Source organism: Dactylosporangium fulvum, from assembly GCF_025137375.1.
Lineage (GTDB): Bacteria > Actinomycetota > Actinomycetes > Mycobacteriales > Micromonosporaceae > Dactylosporangium > Dactylosporangium fulvum.
Window position 1 is genome coordinate 8,747,154 of sequence record NZ_CP073720.1, and the last position, 19,402, is coordinate 8,766,555.

A 19,402-nucleotide genomic window follows, 5' to 3' on the forward strand; every position below is an offset into this window, starting at 1 on the left:
AGACCGAGCACCCCCACGCGCGTGGGAACGACCTCGCCCGTGAGGAGGACCTGGGGAAGGTCCGCGGAGCACACCCGGGATGACGGTAACGCCTTGCTCGATCCGGTCCGGGCCGTAGGAGCACCACTATGCGCGTGGGTATCAATTTCGTCTGGATCCGTCCTGATATTGAATTTCCTCGTCAGGTTCGACTGCCGAAGACTCAATGAGCAGCGCCTTCTGAACCGCCGAAATCCGGGCATTTGATGCTGCATGTCCGTTCGCTCGCAGCTGACGAGCGAGAGCTTCACGTGATGCTGCTCGGCCCGCCGCCGCGAGTTCCGCCCGAGCTTGCCGCGCCGCCGGTAGCAGTGCCACGACGTCCGGTGGCAGCGTTTGGTCGAGGGTGCGGTGCCAGTCAGCAAATTCACTGAAGTCTGGACGTTCCACGAGGGGGCCGTCCTCCTTCACGTCGTTCCCGTCGGCGTCCCGAGCACAGTTGCCACGCCGGCCTTCCCGGAAGGCGTCGCTCCCGTCCGGGACGGGTTCCGGTTCTTCCGGGACGGGCCGGGGAGGGCCGATCTGCGCCGGGACCTGCCTGAGTGGCTGAGGCGGTGCCGGCTGCCCTGCTGGGTGATCGAGCAAACCGAACAGGAGCTTCACTGCGATCAGCAAGGCGAACGCAGGCCAGCCAGACACTGCCCGGCCGATCCAGTCTGCGCCACCTACCGCCACGTTCGCGGCGAAACTCGCGCCGGTACCCGCGATCAGCGCCGCCCACGGCAGCCAGCCCGAACTCCGCGCGGCGCGCTTGTCCGCGAGCAGGACCAGCGACGCCACGATCTCGATGCCGTCGACCGACAGCGGGAACATGTGCGCTCGCCATCCCACCTCGCCGTGGGCGTCCGCGAGTTCGGTCATGTGGCTGTACGAGATCGCACCGGCGATACCGGCGAGCGCCACGACGGTCACGCCCGCCGCTGCGCGGATGGCGCTGTCTACGCGGCTCATCCGCGCACCACCGCAAGATCGGCGAGGGCCAAAAGAGCCGATAGCACCGGGGCAGCGTCCTCTGCCGCCATGGACAGTTCAGTCTCGCCGATCCTGACGTTCAAGTACGGTGCGCACCTCCACGGTGCGACCGCCTCGCTCAACCACGCCGTGCCGGACCGTGCCGACAACCGCAGGCACGTCGTAAGCTCCAGCGAGACCAGGGCCGAGAGGTGTTCGCCACCGGCGCCGAGCCGGTAGCCGTCGATCTGCGTGGTTGGGTCCGCCGTACACCGTGTTGGGTCGCACCAGGTTGGGTGTTCCATGGTCGGAAACCTCCGGATCAGAGTTCCGACCAGCTGTTTCAGCTACCCGGAACCGTCTGTTGGGTTTCCGGTGCTGAGTACGTAGTTGGGGCTAGTACGCGCACGCATAGACACATCCCCGAGTGATCTCGATCGGGTTCATCCGCTTGTACGTCAGCGGAAACGCCCGATACCGGCCCAGCGGCTCGCGGTGGGCCTTGCCGGTTCTGATCAGGGTGCCGTTGTCGTCGCGAAACACCAGGCCCTGGATGCCCTTCGGGTCGCCGGCCTGGTCGACCAGCGCTAGCAGCGCGCTCTCGCCCTCGCCCACCGCGGCGATGTCCCAGCCCGCGTCAAGCGTCCGCACCGGCTCGGCCGTCGCGTGCACGCCGCCCGCCACGTGGATCGCACCGGGCGCCTGCTCCTTGATGGCGGCGAGCTCCTCGGCGAGCGCCAGCGCGTCGGGCGAGTAGAACGACCACAGGACCAGGGTCCGCTCGGCCTTGGCCTGCTGGATCGCCTCGACCGCGGCGGCCGCGGACTCGGCGAAGACGACTCCGTAGGAGGTCGAGGTCCCGTGCTCCTCGAGGGCCGCGAGGAGCACGTGATGGCCGTAGGTGACCGCCTTGCGGTACCGCAGGATCAGGACAAGGTCAAGGCCGCTCACCCGCCCATCCTGTCAGGTGTAGGAAATGGCCGGGGGCCGGCCACCGCGCAGCGCCTGCCCGATGAACTCGAAGAACCGGTCGGCCTCGGAGCCGAAGGGGTTGTCGGCGACCATGTACGTCCACGTGGACGACGGACGTCGCAGGCCGAGGTCGGCGAGGGTGGTGGCGTTCTCGGATGCCGCGTCGAGGGTGTGCCGGGTGGCTGCGGTGGCCGCTTCCGCCAGGGCGCGGAAGTCGTCGATGGCGATGAGGTTGAACTCGTCGAGCGGGTCCTGCCGCCCGAGTACCCGCAGATGGATGCCCTCGCGGACCTCGGCCAGCAGGTTCAAGTGGCGGGTCCAGGCGCGGTCGAGGTGGTAGAGCGCCACCTCGACCGCCAGCCGGCGCCGGTCCGGCCGTGTCCACGCGTGCGGCCGGTCGGAGCCGACGGGCCAGACGCGGGCCAGGTAGTCGTCAAGCGCGGCCGGGTCGGTGAGGAGTCGTTCGCGGATGTCGAGCAGCAGCCGCCGGTGCTGATCGGTGGCCGTGTGATAGCGGCGGGTGGTGCGATGCAGCTGCAGGAGCTTGCCGTCGGCGACACGCTGGGCGTGCTCGTATATTCGGCGAAACCGTTTGTCGTGGATTCGCCCGTCCGCGTCCACCGATCGCGGGTCGTACCCGATGATCAGGTGCTCGGTCACTACGTCATCGTCGAGACTGGTGTAGAACACCGAACGGCCCGGGTCGCCCTGCCGGCCGGCCCGGCCGCGCAGTTGATGGTCGAGTCTGGCGCTGTCGTACCGCCCGAGGCCGAGCACGAGCAGTCCGCCCGCCGCGGCGGCCCGCGATGCGAGCCGGATGTCGACGCCACGGCCGGCCATCTGCGTGGAGACGGTGACCGCTGCGTGCTCCCCGGCGCGGGCGATGATCTCGGCTTCCGCGGCGTCGTTCTTGGCGTTGAGCACGACCGCGCCGATGCCGCGATCGGCCAGGAGCCCGGCGAAGCGCTCGGAGTCCGCCACGCTCGCCGTGCCGATCAGCACGGGCTGACCGGCCGCATGAGCGGCATGCACCCGCTCGGCCGCGGCCGCGTCGCGCTCTTCGGCGGTCAGATACAGCCGGTCGGGCTCGTCGACGCGGATGCCGGGCCGGTTGGTCGGGATCGCGCCGGTGCGCAGGTCCAAGTCCTCCGCCAGACGCTCGGATGCGTCCAGCGCGGTGCCGCTCATCCCGGTGATGTCCCGATAGCCACGAGCCACGGTCTCGACCAGCATCTGGTCGAGCACCTCGGCCCGCGCGGTCACCGCGAGGCCTTCCTTGCGCTCGATCGCGGCGTGCAGACCGTCGGGCCACCGCTGCCGGTCGGCGACCCTTCCGCGGCTGTCGTTAATCAGTCGTACCTGACCGTCGGCCACGATGTAGTGCACATCGCGATCCACGAGCGCGTGCGCGTGCAACGCCACATGCGCCGTCGTCAGCAACGCCACGTAATCCTCGGCGTACAGGTCGTCGACCCCGAGGTGCTCCTCCAGCGCCGTGATCCCCGCCTCATTGAACGACACGTTGCGCCGCTCGCCGTCGACCTCGTACTCCACGCCCGCAGTCATCGCAGCGACCACCTCGGCCAGTGCCGCTTCTTCCGGCCGTGGTTCGGCGTCCCCGGCGATCACCAATGGGACCATCGCATCGTCGAGCAGCACCGCGTCGATCTCATCGATCACCGCCGCGTCCAGTTCCGGCACCAACCGCTGGGCGTCGGTCGACCGTTGCCGGTCCCGAAGCAGATCGAATCCCACTTGATGCACGGTCGCGTAGACCACATCGCTGCGGTACGCCGCCCGCCGGTCAGCATGGTCCATGCCATCGACCACCGCCGCACACGACAGACCGAACGCCGCGAACAAGGCCGCCCCCGCTTGTGCATCCCGACCAGCCAGATAGTCGTTGGCCGAGAGCACGTGCACCCGCCTGCCGGTCACAGCCAGCCCGGCAGCGACAAGGAACCCCACCAGTGTCTTGCCCTCGCCGGTTTCCATGTCCACCACACGGCCGCGGAGCATGCTCACCGCGGCCAGCAACTGCACCTCGAACGGCTCCATCCCCAGCCGGCGCCGCGCAACCTCGCTCGCCACCGCGAGAAATCCCACCAGATCGCCGTCATCGGCAAGATCCGCGTTCGCCGTGAGTCGGGCGCGCTCGGACAACGTCTGGTCGTCAAGCCCATGAAGCGCAGCGCGTTCGCTCAGGACGGCCTCGACCAACGGATCGAACCGGCGCAGATTCGCCGTACCTGGCTCCTGGCGGAACCGTCGCACCAGCACAAGAGCCCGCCGCCACGACGACGGATCACGCAACTGCTCCAATCGCCCCATCATCCGAGGCTAACCCCCGCACGTGCTGATCGCCGGCTTGAACGCCGACCGGCCAACGCGAAGCCGTGCCTTGGCCCCAGGCATCGCCTGAGGACTCAGCTGCCGGAGCCGCCTCGACGTTTCCGGTGCGACTGCGTAGTTGGGGCTAGTACGCGCACGCGTAGACACATCCCCGAGTGATCTCGATCGGGTTCATCCGCTTGTACGTCAGGGGAAAGGCCCGATACCGGCCCAGCGGCTCGCGATGGGCCTTGCCGGTGCGCACCAAGCGGCCGGTCGCATCGCGATAGACGAGGCCCTGGACGCCGGCCGGGTCCCCGGCGCTGTCCACGAGCGCGAGCAGCGTGCTCTCCCCCTCGCCGACCGCGGCGATGTCCCACCCCTGATCGAGCGTCTGCACCGGCTCCGCCGTGGCATGCACACCCCCGGCCACGTGCACCGCTCCGGGCGCGGCCGCCTTGATCCCAGCGAGCTCCTCCGCGAGCGCGGCCGCGTCGGGCGAATAGAACGACCACAACACGAGGACCCGCCCGGCGCACGCTTCCCGGATCGCCGTCACGGTGGCGACGGCCGAGTCAGCGAAAACCACCCGGTAGTCCGTCGCGGTGGAGTGCTCCTCCAGCGCGGCGAGCAGCACGTGATGACCGTAGGTCACCGCCTTGCGGTACCGCAGGATCAACACCAGGTCGCAGCCGCCCACCGCGCCATCCTGCCAGAACTCCCGACCCACGCCGGAGCCTGGCACGCCTGACGTTGCTGTGACTGCTTGTGCGGCGTTTAGAACGGGCTCATCTGATCCAGAACCCGGGCCGCCAGGTCGAGGATCTGCTCGACCTTGGGAACGTCGCGCTCCACTTCGTCCGCGCTGATGCTCGGCGCCGAGGCTGACGGGTACTCGACCTGGTTGCGGCGACGGCGGAGGCGGTCGAACGGGCGCAACACCCCGCCGAGCGGCGGATCGAGCTGCGCCGTGACCGCCTCGCGGACCGCGATGTGGCCGCCTCGGCTCGTCGCCCGCAGGCCCTGGTTCTCCAGCACGGCGGCCAACGACTTGCGCGCAGCGTCGTAGAGCAACTGATACGCGCCGGCCGGGTCGGAGTCCGCGATGGCGTCCGCGGACGCGAGATGCCGGCGGGCTTGGGCCAACAGAACGTCGGCGTGGTCGCGGCTGGCCGGCACGCGCTCCAGCTCACCCCGAGCAATCATGCCGTCCAGGGCCTCTCGACCCTGTTGCCATCTCACGATCGGTCTCCAGGCTCCAGGATCGGGTACGACGGGCGGGAACGCACCGACGCGAGGAAGGGATCGTCGTCCGCCGACCGCCACGCGGCGGCGGAGACACGATGCACGTTGACCTCTCGGCCGAGTCGCCGCTCGGCGGACCGGGCCGCGTCCGCCAGGTCGTCGTCGTCGGCGTCGCCTACCACCAGCACATCGACGTCGCGGGGCGCAGGTCCGGCGGTGCCGGTGTAGCGGGCCGCCCACGAGCCGTAGATATACGCCTCGTCGACACCACCGATCCCCGACAGCAGATCGGCCAGGACGGCGGCTGGGCCATAGGTCAGCGCCAGCAGTTCGGTGAGCGGACGGGCGAGCGGATTGTTGAGATCCGCCCCGACCAGGCGCAACCGCCCCCGCCGTTCCTCGCGCACGAGGCCGGCTGCCGCAAGGTGGCTGACCTCCCGGCTGATGGTCGACTGGGAAACCTTGAACCGGCGGGCCAATTCGACCACTGAACTGCTCGTCTCCGGGTGCAGGAACAGCCAGGCCAGCAGCTCGCCGATCAACGGCGAGCGCAGCAGGGGTAGCAGCCGAGACCTTACTTGCACAACCTGCATCATATCTTGCAGCTAGTGCAAACATGGGCACTCCGGCGCCGACAAGAGCGAGGCGATTCGGGCTCAGACATACGGCCGTTGCGCGCGCCGCCGTCAGCGGGTAGTTGGGGCTAGTACGCGCACGCGTAGACACATCCCCGAGTGATCTCGATCGGGTTCATCCGCTTGCACGTCAGGGGAAAGGCCCGATACCGCCCCAGCGGCTCCCGGTGGGCCTTACCAGTCCTGACCAGGGCACCGGACTCGTCACGGTAGACCAGGCCGGTGATGCCGCGGGGGTCGCCGCCGCCGTCGACCAGCGACAGCAGTGTGCTCTCACCCTCCCCCACGGCGGCGATGTCCCAGCCTGCGTCCAGGGTCCGGACCGGCTCGGCCGTGGCGTGCACCCCGCCGGCGACGTGAACCGCGCCCGGGGCGGCGGCCTTGATTCGCTGGAGCTCCTCGCCCAGCGTGGCGGCGTCCGGCGAGCAGAACGACCACAGGACCAGTGTCTTCGATCGGCCGGCGGCGGCCTGGACGGCCTCGACGGTGGCGCGCTCGGACTCGGCGAAGACGACCTGGTAGCGCGTGGTGGTCTCGTGCTCCTCCAGCGCGGCGAGCAGCACGTGATGACCGTAGGTCACCGCCTTGCGGTACCGCAGGATCAACACCAGGTCGGTCACGGCAAAGAGTCTAGGCGCGCACCTCCGTGCGCAGCTCATGGGCGCCGTCGGGGCGGGTCGCCTCGTAGTAGATGCGGCCCGGCACCGCGGTCAGGTATCGCAGGCCGTGCGGGGCGAACGGGGACTGGCAGGGCCGGCCCGGGGCGGGCTCGAACTCGCCATACGTGCCGTCCGCCCGCAGGGGCGCGGTTGCCGTGCCGGTGCGCTCCTCCCAGTTTTCCTCCGCGGTCGCGCGGCCGTCGTAGGAGGCCAGGAGGCCGCCCTCCACCGGGACGACGGCGCTCACCCGGACGCCTCGCGCGTCCCACTCGCCCGGCCGCGGTGCGAGCGCCACGCCCCGCCAGGTCCAGTCCAGGCCGTCGGGGCTGGTCGCATACCAGGTGGACATCCGGTCGGCGTGCTCCCACGACTCCAGCGGGTGGACCGAGGCCCACAGGTGCCAGCGACGGCCGTCGAAGTGCAGGACCGGATCCTTCACGCCGGCGGTCGCGTCGCCGGGCAGTACCGTCACCGCGGGGGCCTCCGCGAGCTTCTCCGGCTCGTCGGCCTCGAGCAGGTCGACCCGCCAGTGTTTGGTGCCGGGCGTCGCCACGCTGACGTACAGCCGCCAGCGTCCCTCGGGGGTCACCACCAGCGCCGGGCGTTCCAGGGACGCGCCGCCGAAGCGCTCCTTGCCGACCTCCGTGACCGTGGTGAACCGTTCACCGTCGCCGGAGCGGGCCACGACATTGGCATAACCGCGGCCCTCGCCGATGGGGCGGCGCAGACGGTACGCCAGGAAGGTCTCCCCGCCGTGCACGACGGCACTCGGGCCGCCCGCCCAGGTGCCGGGACCGGTCGCGGGAGGCTCGACGACAACGGTTGCGCCGGCCCAGCGGGGCAGCGGAAAGCGTGACACTGGCCAGACTCCTAGTGGTAGTTGCTCGCGTGGTGCAGGCTCTGCCAGTCGGCGTAGGACTCACCGGAGACCTCCTGCAGCAGCTCGATCTCGTCGATGAACCGGGGCAGCAGCGCGGCCCGCTGCTCCGGGGTGACCCTCGGCCGCCGTCCGTGCTCGCGGTGCAGCAGCGCCAGCAGCGGCCCGCGGAAGGCCCGCCGCACCGGCACCGGGAACCGGTGCCCGATCCTGCCACCGTTGCGCAGCAGGAAGCGCAGGACCGCGTTCGACGGCGTGTCGGCGACGTAGCGGCGCACGTTCTCCGGCGGAATCTCGGTCACCTGCCCGGTTTCCACCCCCAGAAAAGCACAGACCCGGTCGACGGTACTGCCGGGATCGTCACGCAGATCGCGGTAGCGCAGCAGCAGGATCTGCTCGCGGGGGAAGTACCGCAGCAGGTGCTGCAACTGGCTGCCGTAGTGCCCGAGCTCGGTGTAGTGCCAGAACGCTGCCCAGCCCTTGCGCTTGCGCTCCGGCTCCCGCTCGACGGCGGCGAGGAAGTCGGCCTCCGGCTCCAGCCCGGCGCCCCACAGGTGCGACCAGTTCGAGTGCGCCCGGTCGACCGGATCCCGCAGTACGATGATCAGCCTCACGCCGGGGATCAGCCTGCTGATGCGGGCGTGCGACGCCAGGTCGTGCAGGTAGAACGGGGTCGCCTCGCCCTTGAGCGCACCCGGCGGAGCCGGGTCGAACAGCGCCTCGTAGTCCGCGCGCCGCCAGACGTGCTCCTGGTAGGTCTGCCGGTCCCCCGGCCCGCCCTCGCGCGGCGGCGGGCCGTCGGTGAGGAAGAACTTCGGCTCCTTGACGTCGGGCAGAAACAGCTGCGGGTGCCGCACGAGGGCGGCGTGCAACGCCGACGTCCCCGCCTTCGGCACGCCGGCCACCAGGAAGTCAGGCAGCATGGAGCTTGGCCCCCTATCCTATCGACATGATAGGAAATTCACCCTAGCGGGGCGACGGGGCGGCGACAAACGCCGTGGGTGAATGGCATGCTGCAGTGATGAGCGTGGTCTCCGTGATCAACTACAAGGGCGGCGTCGGAAAGACCACACTGACCGCGAACATCGGCGCCGAACTGGCCGCGCGGGGCCGCAAGGTGCTGCTGATCGACCTGGACCCGCAGGCCAGCCTGACGTTCTCCTTCTACCGGCCGGCCGAGTTCGAGGAACAGCAGCAGTCGACGATCCTGAACTGGTTCCGGGACTTCATCGCCGGCCGGACCGAGGTGCCGCTGCACCGGTACGTGCTCACGCCGCAGGAGATCAACGCCAAGGTCCAGGGCCAGGTGGACGTCCTCGCCTCCCACCTGGGGCTGATCGAGGTCGACCTCGACCTGGCCGCGGTCCTGGGCGGGTCACGATTCCTGAAACAGCACCCGCGCTACGTGCCCGTCCACCGGGCCCTCGCGGATGCCCTGAACGACCAGATGTTCCACGGCTACGACTCGGTGCTCATCGACTGCCCGCCGAACTTCAACATGGTCACCCGGACCGCGATCGTGGCGAGCGACCACGTCGTTGTGCCCGCCCGGCCCGACTACCTGTCGACGCTCGGCATCGACTACCTGAGGGGCCGCCTCACCCGGCTGGTCGAGGAGTACAACTCGGTCGCGCCGCAGCCGATCAATCCGGAGCTCGTCGGCGTCATCTACACGATGGTGCAGTGGACGGCGACCGGGCCGCTCAACTCACAGCGCACCTCGGTCGAACGAACCGCCGAAATCGAGATCCCCGCCTTCCTGCAGACCGTTCGGGACAGCAAAACGGCGATCACCGAGGCGGGGGTGAGTAGTCTGCCGGTGGTGCTGGCCCCTCCGGGCAACACCACGATCGAGAACCTACGATACGAGCTGCAGCAGCTGACCAGCGAGTTCCTCGCGCGGACCAGGATCTGAGGAGTGCCCGCATGACCGACCCGGCCGACCTCGCGCAGAAGGTCCTCGTCGCCGTCGCCGCCTTCGTCAGGACCTTGCCCGCGGACCAGCTGGAGGACCTGGCCAACGGCGCCGCGAAGCTGGAACTGGTGCCGAAGGGCGGCCGGACGGCGCGGAAGACCGCCGCGGCCGCCAAGCCGCTGCCGGTCCCGGCCGGGGAGGTCGAGTCGATGCTGCGCCAGATCGCCAACCGGCCGGCGGGCGAGCAGTACCTGGCCGATCTCAAGCTCGGCGTCCAGCAGTTGCGCGACCTCGCCAAGGCGCTCGGGGTGACCGTGGCGAGCAAGGCGACCAAGGCCCAGGTCATCACGGCGATCGTCGAGCAGGTCGTCGGCCGCCGCCTGGACTCGGACGCGATCACCCGGATGGCCACGCGCTAGGGGTCGGCCATCGGCGCGACCTGCGCCGTCGCGGCTTCGGCCGTTCGACCGCAGGCGGCCGGCGCCGGAACGGCGCACGCTCCCGCCGGCAAGGTCCTTCCACCCTCGACTTGACCACATCGCGAGATGAAATCGACATCTGTCGACGGGTATTTCGGCAACTTTTCATGATCCCGAAGACTTGGTGTCACTGGAGCAGCATCAAGTCTTCGGGATCATGGAAATTGGTCCAAATGGATGAACGTCGATGCACCATGATGTCTGAAATGCCGGATACGCGGACCGGTGACGTGCGGGACCGGTGACGTGCGGGACCGGTGACGTGCGGGACCGGTGACGTGCGGGACCGGTGACACACGGGACCAGTGATGCGCGGGACGGTGATGCGCGGGACGGTGATGCGCGGGACGGTGATGCGCGGGACGGTGATGCGCGGGACGGTGATGCGCGGGACGGTGATGCGCGGACCGCAGCGCCGGGGGCGGGCGATGCGGAACCCACCGCGGTCGCCGTTGCCGGTGAGCTGCCCGTCGACGGCACCGCCGAATGGCGAGCCGACCCGGGCGGGAGGCGAACCAGCCCGGGACGAGCCACCTGGTGCGTGTCCACCAACGTCGACCGACCCCACCATTGTTGAGGCGCTGGGACACTCCCTGAATGCCCGGTTTGTCGGGCACGGGTGGAAGGTGAAGCGGCCCGCCTCAGGTCGGCTCGCCACGCGGAGTCGGATCGAAGCGGCCCGTTGACGGACAGCCGGCAAGGGACAGCCGGCAAGGGGCCGCGGCATCGACAGGCCCTGGGCACCCGGTCCCTCAGGGGCGGTGGTGGCGGCCCTTCGGGCGGCTGCGGCCCGAGCGCTCGTCGAGCAGCGCCGCCGTGCGCTGGAGGACCTCGTCCCACGCTGTCACCGGGGCGCCGGCGCTGACCAGTGCGGCCAGGTCCTCGGCCAGGCGGTCGAGCGACGACAGCTCCACCGTCGGGTCGGGGTCGGGCTCGATCACCACCCGCTGGCGCGGGATCCGGTCGGTGACGTCGCCCGGCGGGTCGAGCGGGAGTACCTGGCCGGCGCAGACGACGTCGAGGTACCGGATCGTGCGGGTCAGCGCCACGAACAGCAGGCGGTGGCCGCGCGGGTCCTCGGCGACGATCTCCTCCGGCTCGACCACGATCACCGCGTCGAACTCGAGGCCCTTCGCCTCCTGCGGTGACACCAGGTTGATCGAGCGCTCCAGCTCGCCCTGGTCGGCGCGGCCCCACGGCAGGTCGTTGGCGTGCAGGGCGAACTCGATCTCGGCGCGGCAGGCGGCCGGGCAGACGATGCCGACGAAGCGGCCGGCGTCGAGGTGTTCCTTGGCGAGTTGGGCGACCCGGCCGGGCCGCTCGCCGGGCTCCACGACGTGCTCGCCGGGATCGCGCGGTCCGTCGCGGACGACCCGGGTCGGCTGGACGTTCGGGGCGGCGATCGGCAGGAGCCGGGCGGCGAGCTCGAACACCTGGCGGGGGACGCGGTAGCCGTACCGCAGGCCGAGGACCACCATCGGCAGCTCCGACGGCAGGTGCTCGGTGACCTCCTCCCAGTGGTCGCGGGCCCATTCGCCGGTGGACTGGGCCAGGTCGCCGACGATGGTCAGGGAGCCGGTCGACGAGCGGCGGGCCACGGCGCGCAGCTGCATCGGCGACAGGTCCTGCACCTCGTCGACGACGATGTGGCGGAAACGGCGGGAAGCGCCGTTGAGCAGCTCCTCCAGCTCGTCCAGCAGCGGCACGTCCGCCGCGCTCCAGACCTCCGCGGACAGCCGGTCGGCGCCCCGGCGGTGCAGCAGCGCCAGTTCCTCGGCGGTGAATTCGTCGCCGCCGGCGTTGGCGAGGCGGGCGGTCGAGCCGAACAGGCCGCGCAGGAACGCCGGTGCGCTCTGCAGGGGCCAGAGCCGCTCGAGAAGGTTTTCGACCGGGGCCAGCCGCTCCGGCTCGGGCGGGCCGCCGCGCTCGCGGACCAGGTCGGCGAGGCGGGCGCGGAGGCGCTGGCGGCGCTGCGCGTAGGGGCCGCCGGCCTGCCGGGCGTCGGCGACCGCGGCCGCGACCTCCACCCCGGACAGCGTGATGAACCGGCCGTCGAAGAGCATCCGCTCGGCGGACTCCGGCGTGCCGATCCGGGCGTCGAGCGCCCGGGCCAGCAGCCGCGCCATCCGCGCCTCACCCTTGATCCGGCGGGTCTCCGGGCTCTCCGGCCGGCCGCGCTGCACGGGCGGGCCGAGCTGGTCGATGTCGAGCTGCTCGACGTCGGTGTCGCCGAGGCTGGGCAGGACCGACCGGATGTAGCGGGTGAACGCCGGGTGGGGGCCGACGACCAGGACGTCCTGCGGGCGGAGCTGGTCGCGATGGTTGTACAGCAGCCAGGACACCCGGTGCAGGGCGACGGCGGTCTTGCCGGTGCCCGGACCGCCCTCGATGACGAGGAGCCGGTCGAGCGGCGTGCGGATGAGACGGTACTGCGCGGCCTGGATCGTGGCGACGATGTCCCGCATCGAGCCGGTCCGCTCGCGGTCCAGCTCGGCGAGCAGCGCACCGTCGGGCAGCTCGGGCGGCGCCGACTCCAGCGCGGAGACGGCGGCGGCGAGCTGCTGGAAGACGAGGTCCTCGAAGTCGAGGATCCGGTTGCCGTCGCAGCGGAAGGTCCGTTTGCGCCGCAGGCCGCGCGGCTCCTCGACGCTCGCCTCGTAGAACAGGCCGCCGACCGGGGTCTTCCAGCTGACGACCAGGATCTGGTTCTGATCGTCGACGATCCGGTCGCGGCCGACGTAGTAGACCTCGTCGTCGGTGGTGTCGACCCGGCCGACCGCGACGCCCTCGTCGGGCTGGGCGAGCGCCTCCTTGCGGTTGCGGCGGAAGATGGCGAGCCGCCGGCCCGTGCCCGCGTTGGCGGCCGCGTCGGGCGTCTCCCCCAGCTCGGCGCGCAACCGCTCCCGGTGCTTGTGAGCCAGGTCGAAATGCTGTTGTTCGGCGGCGAGCTCCGCTGCCTTGGATTCCAACGGGTTCCGCCTCCCGCGATCTTTACGCACTGTGCGTACTACTTCGACGGTTCGCTCACGTTACCTTGGGTCAGGGAGCCCGGTCGATTCCCACGCCGGGGTGGTTCACCTCATGAAAACGGGTAGGTGGCAGCCCAGGGGGTAGCCCGCGGGCCGTGGTCACGCGACTCGCCGTCAAGATGGCGTTTCCCGCCCTCCTGCTGTCGTTGCTGGGTGTGGCCTACATCTCCCCCTCACCCGCCTACGGGGCGACCGGCATCAAGGCCGTCGGCGGCACGCTCGTCGAGGCCGGCGGCGAGCCGCTCGTCCTGCGCGGGGTGAACCACGGCTACGCGTTCGGCAAGGGACCGGCGTCGGTCTTCGACGACATCAAGGCCGCCGGGGCCAACGCGGTGCGGATCTCGCTGTCCAGCGGCCACAAGTGGGCGGCCACGACGCCGGCCGAGGTGGCCTCGGTGATCGCCCGGTGCAAGGCGGCCCGGCTGATCTGCGTGCTCGACGTGCACGACACGATGGGCTGGGGCACCGAGCCCGGCGCGGCCACGATCGGTGCGGCGGTCGACTACTGGCTCACCCTGAAGAAGGTGCTGCTGCGCCAGGAGTCGTACGTCATCATCAACATCGCCAACGAGCCGTCCGGGCACGCGGTCAACGCGGACTGGGTCGACAACACGAAACTCGCGATCAAGCGGCTCCGCGAGGCCGGCCTGCTGCACGCGATCATGGCCGACGCGCCGAACTGGGGCAACGACTCCTTCCACCTGATGTACGACCACGCCGCGGAGGTGTTCGACAGCGACCCCGAGCGCAACGTGATCTTCGACGTGCACATGTACGGCCCGTTCAACACCGCCGACAAGGTCTCCGCGTATCTCGACGCGTTCGTGCAGCGGCGGCTGCCGATCGTGGTCGGCGAGTTCTCCATGATCCACCAGTACGGCGACCCGGACGAGGACGCGATCATGGCCTACTGCGTGGCGCACAACCTCGGCTACCTGGGCTGGTCGTGGAGCGGCAACAGCCCTGAGTACCACTATCTCGACGTCGTCTCCGGCTACCGCCCGGGCCGGGAGACGGTGTGGGGGCGCCGGCTGATCGACGGGCCGAACGGCCTGCGGGCGACGGCCCGGGAGGCAGGCGTCTACGGCGGCTTCTGGCTCGCCGCCCGGCGCTGAGCCGCGGTGGTACGGCGGACGCCGGCCGGGGGCGGCACAGCCGGTACACGATCAGGCTCTTCGAGGCTCGTGAAAAGCTGTCCGTGTGCCGAACTCCCTCGAGGCCAGCGTGCGGTCCATCGAGCGGGCCGCGGGTGCGCTCGCGACCGCCAGCGTGGCGCGGATGGACGAGACACTGCCCTGGTTCCGCGAGTTGCCTGCGGACCAGCGGGCCTGGGTCATGCTGGTCGCGCAGGCCGGGGTCCGGTCGCTGGTCGAGTGGGTGCGCAGCCGGGAGAAGGGCGCACCGCTGCCGCCGGACATCTCCGACGAGTTCTTCGACACGGCACCGCGGGCGCTGGCCCGGTCGATCAACCTCGGCCAGACGGTACAGCTGATCCGGGTCACCATCGAGGTCGTCGAGGAGCAACTGCCGCACCTGGCCGCACCCGGGGAGCAGGACACGATCCGGGAGGCGGTGCTGCTCTACAGCCGGGAGGTCGCCTTCGGCGCGGCGCGGGTGTACGCGCGCGCGGCGGAGACCCGCGGCGCCTGGGACGCCCGCCTGCAGGCGCTGCTGGTGGACGCGCTGCTGCGCGGCGACTCCTCGGACGTGCTGGCCAGCCGCGCGGCGGCGCTGGGCTGGGCCGACGCGGCCCCGGTGGCGGTGGCGGTCGGCAGGTCCCCGGGCGGGGAGGCGGCGGCGGTGCTGCACACCGTCTACCGCGCCGCGCGCCGGATCGGCGTGGAGATCCTCGGCGGGGTGCACGGCGACCGCCTGGTGGTCGTGCTCGGCGGCGCGGCGGATCCGATGGCGGCGACCGAGCGGCTGCTCGTCGGCTTCGGCGAGGGACCGGTCGTGGTCGGGCCGGCGGTGCCGTCACTGGACGAGGCGACCGAGTCGGCGCGGGCCGCGCTCGCCGGCTATCGGGCCGCGCCCGCCTGGCCGGCCGCGCCCCGCCCGGTCGCGGCGGCCGACCTGCTCCCCGAGCGCGCCCTGGCCGGGGACGCCGAGGCCCGGCGGATCCTGCGGCAGGAGGTCTACGGCGCGCTGGTGCGGGCCGGCGGTGAACTGCTGGAGACGCTGGACGCCTTCTTCGCCGGCGGCGGGGTCCTGGAAAGCGCCGCCCGGGGGCTGTTCGTGCACCCCAACACGGTTCGCTACCGGCTGCGGCGGATCGGTGAGGTGACCGGGTTCACCCCCTTGGTACCACGCGACGCGTTCGCGCTCCGTATCGCGCTCACGATCGGCAGACTGGACCCGTTCGCGCCGGCTCCCGTGCCACCGACGGCGCAGTGAGCCGGGTGTCACCTGGATCACTGCCAACGTCAACGGGAGGTTGCGGCAGGTAACTGCGTGGATCTGTTGGCGCAACGCCACGCTATCTTTTGTAGGGATCCCACAAACGAGGTGGTTCACTTTGGTGCGTAGCGCTACCCGACTGTGTGTCCCGCATCCGGAACAGTCATAGACGTGCTTGCCGTACTCGCCCCCGGGCAGGGCTCCCAGAAGCCAGGTTTCCTGACCCCGTGGCTCACGCTGCCCGGCGCCGAAGCGCGTCTGCGCTGGTGGTCGACCCTGTCCGGGGTGGACCTGGTGCACCTCGGCACCGCGGCCGACGAAGAGGAGATCAAGGACACCGCCAAGACGCAGCCGCTGTTGGTCGCGGCCGCGCTGCTGACCGCCGAGCAGCTGCCGATGTACGACGCCACCGTCGTCGCCGGGCACAGCGTCGGCGAGCTGGCGGCCGCCGCGCTCGCCGGGGTGCTGACCCCGGAGGCCGCGGTCACCCTCGCCGGGGTCCGCGGGCGCGAGATGGCCGCGGCGTGCGCGCTCGAGCCGACCGGCATGAGCGCCGTCCTCGGCGGCGACCAGGACGAGGTCCTGGGTGCGATCGAGGCCGCCGGGCTGTACTCGGCCAACCGCAACGGCGCGGGTCAGATCGTCGCCGCCGGCGCGGTCGCCGGGCTGGAGAAGCTGTCGGCCAGCCCGCCCGCCCGGGCACGCGTCATCACGCTCAAGGTCGCCGGGGCGTTCCACACGCCGTACATGGCACCGGCCGAGGAGGCTCTCGGCAAGGTCGCTGCCGGCATCACACCCGGCACGCCCGGCAAGATCCTGCTGTCCAACCGTGACGGCGCCGCAGTCGACCACGGCCCGACCATGCTGCTGCGCCTGATCCGCCAGGTCACCGCGCCGGTGCGCTGGGACCTGTGCATGGGGACCCTGGCCGACCTCGGCGTGACCGCGGTGATCGAGCTGGCGCCGGCCGGCACGCTGGCCGGCCTGGCCAAGCGGACCCTCAAGGGCATCGAGATCGTCCAGGTCAACACGCCGGAGGATCTGCCCGCCGCGCGGGACGCGATCGCGCGCCACGGCACCGCGCCGACGCATGAGCCGCACCCCGAGTTCAGCGTCGTCGTCGCCGGCACCGCCGGCACGTTCACACCGCTTCCGGACCTGACCGAGGGCTCACAGGTGAGCATCGGCCAAATCATCGGCGCGATCCAGACCCGGCAGGGCCCGGTCGACGTCACCGCGCACGACGGCGGCGTGCTCACCGAATGGCTCGCGAACCTCGACGACCCGGTCGCGCCCGGCCAGCCGCTGGCCCGTATTGGAGGTCAACTGTGAACCTCGGCTCGAAGATCCTCGCATTCGGGCACTACCAACCCTCCCAGGTGGTGACCAACGACGACCTGTCGAAGGTCATCGACACCAACGACGAGTGGATCCGTGACCGGGTCGGCATCGCCCAGCGCCGGGTCGCCGGCGCCGAGACCGTCGCCGACATGGCGATCGCGGCGGCCGGCAAGGCGCTCGCGGCGTCCGGGCTGACCGCCGGTGACATCGACACGGTCGTCGTGGCGACCTGCAGCTCGGTCGACCGGTGCCCCAACGTGGCCACCCGGGTGGCGGCGAAGCTGGGCATCAACGCGCCCGCCGCGTACGACCTCAACACCGCGTGCTCCGGATTCTGCTACGGTCTGGCCAGCGCCGACCACGCGATCCGTGCCGGCGCCGCCCGCAACGCGCTGGTCATCGGCGCGGAGAAGCTGTCCGACGTCATCGACTGGACCGACCGCACGACGGCGGTGCTGTTCGGCGACGGGGCCGGCGCGGCGGTGGTGACCGCGATCGACGAGGGCGAGCAGCCCGGCGTCGGGCCCGTCGTCTGGGGTTCCGCGCCCGAGAAGGGCGACGTGCTGAAGATCGAGGGCTGGCGGCCGTACATCAAGCAGGAAGGCCAGGCGGTCTTCCGCTGGGCGACCACCGCCATCGCGCCCTACGCGCAGGCCGCGCTCGACCGGGCCGGCGTGCAGGGCAAGGACATCGCCGCGTTCGTCGCGCACCAGGCCAACACACGCATCATCGACGGCATCGTCAAGCGCCTCGACATGCCCAACGCGATCGTCCTCAAGGACCTCGTCGAGTCGGGGAACACGTCGGCGGCAAGCATCCCGCTCGCGCTGTCCAAGGCCATCGAGCGGCATGAGGTGCCCTCCGGCGCCCCGGTGCTGCTCTTCGGCTTCGGCGGCGGCCTGACGTACGCGGGACAAGTCATCCGCTGCCCGTAGCCCTCTGTTCACCCTTGTTCCACAAGCGCGTCAACCCAAGGAAGGAAAGCTCTATGTCCACCCGTGAAGAGATCGCCGAAGGTCTCGCCGAGATCCTCGAAGAGGTCGCCGGAGTGAACCCCGACGACGTCGCCGAGGAGAAGTCGTTCACCGACGACCTGGACGTCGACTCGCTGTCGATGGTGGAGGTCGTGGTGGCGGCCGAGGAGAAGTTCGGCGTGAAAATCCCGGACGACGAGGTGCCGAACCTGAAGACCGTCGGCGACGCCGTGTCGTACATCGTCAAATCGCAGGCCTGATAGCCCGCCGTCGCGGTCTTGGGCAAGGATCGGCAACCCCGGACTTGTCCAAGACCGCTCAGAGGAGTGTTGTGCTGTGAGTGTTGAGGTCGTCATCACCGGCATCGGTGCGACCACCCCCCTCGGGGGTGACGCCGCGTCCACCTGGGACGCGATGCTCGCCGGCAAGTCGGGAGTGTCGCCGCTGACCCAGGACTGGGCCGCGCAGCTCACCGTCCGGATCGCCGCGCAGCTCGCCGTCGAGCCGACCGAGAAGATCGACCGCGTGCAGGCCCGCCGCCTGGACCGCTCGGAGATGACCGCGATCGTGGCCGCCCGCGAGGCGTGGGCCGACGCCGGTTCGCCCGAGGTGGAGAAGGAGCGGCTCGCCGTCAGCGTCGGCACCGGCATCGGCGGTGCGCAGACCCTGCTCAACCAGGACGACATCCTGGAGGCGAGCGGCCCGCGCAAGGTCTCGCCCCACACCGTGCCGATGCTCATGCCCAACGGACCCGCCGCCTGGGTCGGCCTGGAGCTGGGCGCGCAGGCCGGCGTCCACTGCGTGGCGAGCGCCTGCGCCACCGGCGCCGAGGCCATCGCGCACGCCCTCGACCTGATCCGGCTCGGTCGGGCCGACGTCGTCGTCGCCGGCGGCACCGAGGCTGTGATCCACCCGCTGCCGATCGCCGGTTTCGCCTCGATGCGCGCGATGTCGATCCGCAACGACGACCCCGAGCGCGCCTCCCGCCCCTGGGACAAGGGCCGTGACGGCTTCGTCCTGGGTGAGGGCGCCGGCGTCATCGTCCTCGAGCGCGCCGACCACGCCCGGGCCCGCGGCGCCCGCATCTACGCCCGGCTCGCCGGGGCCGGTCTGACCTCGGACGGTTACGACATCGTCCAGCCGCATCCCGAGGGTGCGGGCGCTGTGCGTGCGATTGACTTCGCGCTGCGTGACGCTGGTGTTGCCAAGTCGGACGTCATGCACGTCAACGCCCACGCCACCTCGACGCCGGTCGGCGACCTGGCCGAGATCAAGGCCCTGCACCGCGCGCTCGGCGACCATCCGGTGATCACGTCCACCAAGTCGATGACCGGCCATCTGCTCGGTGCCGCCGGCGCGGTGGAGTCGATCGCCACGATCCTCGCGATCTATCACGGGGTCGTGCCGCCGACCATCAACCTCGACGAGCCGGATGACGAGCTCGACCTGGACGTGGCCGCCCACAAGGCGCGTCCCCTCGACATCCCGGCCGCACTGAACAACTCGTTCGGCTTCGGTGGTCACAACGCAGCGCTTGTCTTCGCCCGCGCCTAGGAGT

At 70.8% G+C, this 19,402-nt stretch carries 18 protein-coding genes; 8 read left to right on the plus strand and 10 right to left on the minus strand.

What is annotated here, in order from left to right; translation table 11 throughout:
* Positions 1-141: 141 nt before the first annotated feature.
* The 9 genes from Dfulv_RS40130 to Dfulv_RS40170 form a co-directional block, all read right to left on the minus strand.
* On the minus strand, positions 142-990 hold the full coding sequence (locus Dfulv_RS40130; RefSeq protein ID WP_259859035.1) for a DUF2637 domain-containing protein: 849 nt from the start codon (positions 988-990) through the stop codon (positions 142-144).
* A gap of 396 nt (positions 991-1,386) precedes the next feature.
* Positions 1,387-1,941 carry a cobalamin-dependent protein gene (locus Dfulv_RS40135; RefSeq protein WP_259859036.1) on the minus strand — a complete coding sequence of 185 codons (555 nt, stop codon included), beginning with the start codon at positions 1,939-1,941 and terminating at the stop codon, positions 1,387-1,389.
* 12 nt (positions 1,942-1,953) lie between these two features.
* Entirely contained in the window at positions 1,954-4,284 is a 2,331-nt protein-coding gene (gene secA2 / locus Dfulv_RS40140; protein WP_259859037.1) for an accessory Sec system translocase SecA2, read from the minus strand.
* Positions 4,285-4,438: 154 nt separating this feature from the next.
* The gene (locus Dfulv_RS40145; protein WP_259859038.1) at positions 4,439-4,993 is read right to left on the minus strand and encodes a cobalamin-dependent protein; all 555 of its coding nucleotides are present in this window, start codon (positions 4,991-4,993) and stop codon (positions 4,439-4,441) included.
* Between the two features lie 77 nt (positions 4,994-5,070).
* The gene (locus tag Dfulv_RS40150; RefSeq protein ID WP_259859039.1) at positions 5,071-5,535 is read right to left on the minus strand and encodes a hypothetical protein; all 465 of its coding nucleotides are present in this window, start codon (positions 5,533-5,535) and stop codon (positions 5,071-5,073) included.
* Positions 5,532-6,122, minus strand: a complete 591-nt coding sequence (locus Dfulv_RS40155; RefSeq protein WP_259859040.1) for a MarR family transcriptional regulator — start codon at positions 6,120-6,122, stop codon at positions 5,532-5,534. Before Dfulv_RS40155 ends, Dfulv_RS40150 begins: the two co-directional genes overlap by 4 nt.
* A 119-nt stretch (positions 6,123-6,241) precedes the next feature.
* Complete coding sequence (locus Dfulv_RS40160; protein WP_259859041.1) at positions 6,242-6,793, minus strand: cobalamin-dependent protein; 552 nt, start codon at positions 6,791-6,793, stop codon at positions 6,242-6,244.
* Between the two features lie 10 nt (positions 6,794-6,803).
* Positions 6,804-7,691 (minus strand): hypothetical protein, encoded by an 888-nt coding sequence (locus Dfulv_RS40165; protein ID WP_259859042.1) that lies wholly within the window; start codon positions 7,689-7,691, stop codon positions 6,804-6,806.
* Positions 7,692-7,702: 11 nt separating this feature from the next.
* Positions 7,703-8,632 carry a sulfotransferase family protein gene (locus Dfulv_RS40170; protein WP_259859043.1) on the minus strand — a complete coding sequence of 310 codons (930 nt, stop codon included), beginning with the start codon at positions 8,630-8,632 and terminating at the stop codon, positions 7,703-7,705.
* Positions 8,633-8,730: 98 nt separating this feature from the next.
* On the opposite strand from Dfulv_RS40170, the gene Dfulv_RS40175 reads away from it, so the two are divergent.
* Together Dfulv_RS40175 and Dfulv_RS40180 are read left to right on the plus strand one after the other, a co-directional pair.
* On the plus strand, positions 8,731-9,624 hold the full coding sequence (locus tag Dfulv_RS40175; protein ID WP_259859044.1) for a ParA family protein: 894 nt from the start codon (positions 8,731-8,733) through the stop codon (positions 9,622-9,624).
* An 11-nt stretch (positions 9,625-9,635) separates the two neighbouring features.
* Positions 9,636-10,043, plus strand: a complete 408-nt coding sequence (locus Dfulv_RS40180) for a Rho termination factor N-terminal domain-containing protein (protein ID WP_259859045.1) — start codon at positions 9,636-9,638, stop codon at positions 10,041-10,043.
* A gap of 812 nt (positions 10,044-10,855) precedes the next feature.
* Here Dfulv_RS40180 and Dfulv_RS40185 read toward each other — a convergent pair.
* A complete protein-coding gene (locus Dfulv_RS40185) occupies positions 10,856-13,072 on the minus strand; it encodes a HelD family protein (RefSeq protein ID WP_259859046.1) in 2,217 nt (738 codons plus the stop codon).
* 155 nt (positions 13,073-13,227) lie between these two features.
* Here Dfulv_RS40185 and Dfulv_RS40190 point away from each other — a divergent pair, with 155 nt between their 5' ends.
* From Dfulv_RS40190 to fabF, 6 genes are all read left to right on the plus strand, one after another.
* Positions 13,228-14,247, plus strand: a complete 1,020-nt coding sequence (locus Dfulv_RS40190) for a glycoside hydrolase family 5 protein (RefSeq protein WP_259859047.1) — start codon at positions 13,228-13,230, stop codon at positions 14,245-14,247.
* An 85-nt stretch (positions 14,248-14,332) separates the two neighbouring features.
* The gene (locus tag Dfulv_RS40195) at positions 14,333-15,526 is read left to right on the plus strand and encodes a PucR family transcriptional regulator (protein WP_259859048.1); all 1,194 of its coding nucleotides are present in this window, start codon (positions 14,333-14,335) and stop codon (positions 15,524-15,526) included.
* A gap of 174 nt (positions 15,527-15,700) precedes the next feature.
* Entirely contained in the window at positions 15,701-16,861 is a 1,161-nt protein-coding gene (locus Dfulv_RS40200; RefSeq protein WP_259859049.1) for an acyltransferase domain-containing protein, read from the plus strand.
* Complete coding sequence (locus tag Dfulv_RS40205; RefSeq protein WP_259859050.1) at positions 16,858-17,805, plus strand: beta-ketoacyl-ACP synthase III; 948 nt, start codon at positions 16,858-16,860, stop codon at positions 17,803-17,805. Before Dfulv_RS40200 ends, Dfulv_RS40205 begins: the two co-directional genes overlap by 4 nt.
* 53 nt (positions 17,806-17,858) lie before the next feature.
* Positions 17,859-18,104 (plus strand): acyl carrier protein, encoded by a 246-nt coding sequence (locus Dfulv_RS40210; protein ID WP_259859051.1) that lies wholly within the window; start codon positions 17,859-17,861, stop codon positions 18,102-18,104.
* Positions 18,105-18,180: 76 nt separating this feature from the next.
* Positions 18,181-19,398 (plus strand): beta-ketoacyl-ACP synthase II, encoded by a 1,218-nt coding sequence (fabF, locus tag Dfulv_RS40215; RefSeq protein WP_259859052.1) that lies wholly within the window; start codon positions 18,181-18,183, stop codon positions 19,396-19,398.
* The last annotated feature ends 4 nt before the right edge of the window (positions 19,399-19,402 follow it).

Excerpts from the sequence above, each read along its gene's own strand:
- Dfulv_RS40130 (WP_259859035.1), bottom strand. The coding sequence starts at position 990 with ATGAGCCGCGTAGACAGCGCCATCCGCGCAGCGGCGGGCGTGACCGTC.
- Dfulv_RS40170 (WP_259859043.1), bottom strand. The coding sequence starts at position 8,632 with ATGCTGCCTGACTTCCTGGTGGCCGGCGTGCCGAAGGCGGGGACGTCG.
- Dfulv_RS40175 (WP_259859044.1), top strand. The coding sequence starts at position 8,731 with ATGAGCGTGGTCTCCGTGATCAACTACAAGGGCGGCGTCGGAAAGACC.
- Dfulv_RS40180 (WP_259859045.1), top strand. The coding sequence starts at position 9,636 with ATGACCGACCCGGCCGACCTCGCGCAGAAGGTCCTCGTCGCCGTCGCC.
- Dfulv_RS40210 (WP_259859051.1), top strand. The coding sequence starts at position 17,859 with ATGTCCACCCGTGAAGAGATCGCCGAAGGTCTCGCCGAGATCCTCGAA.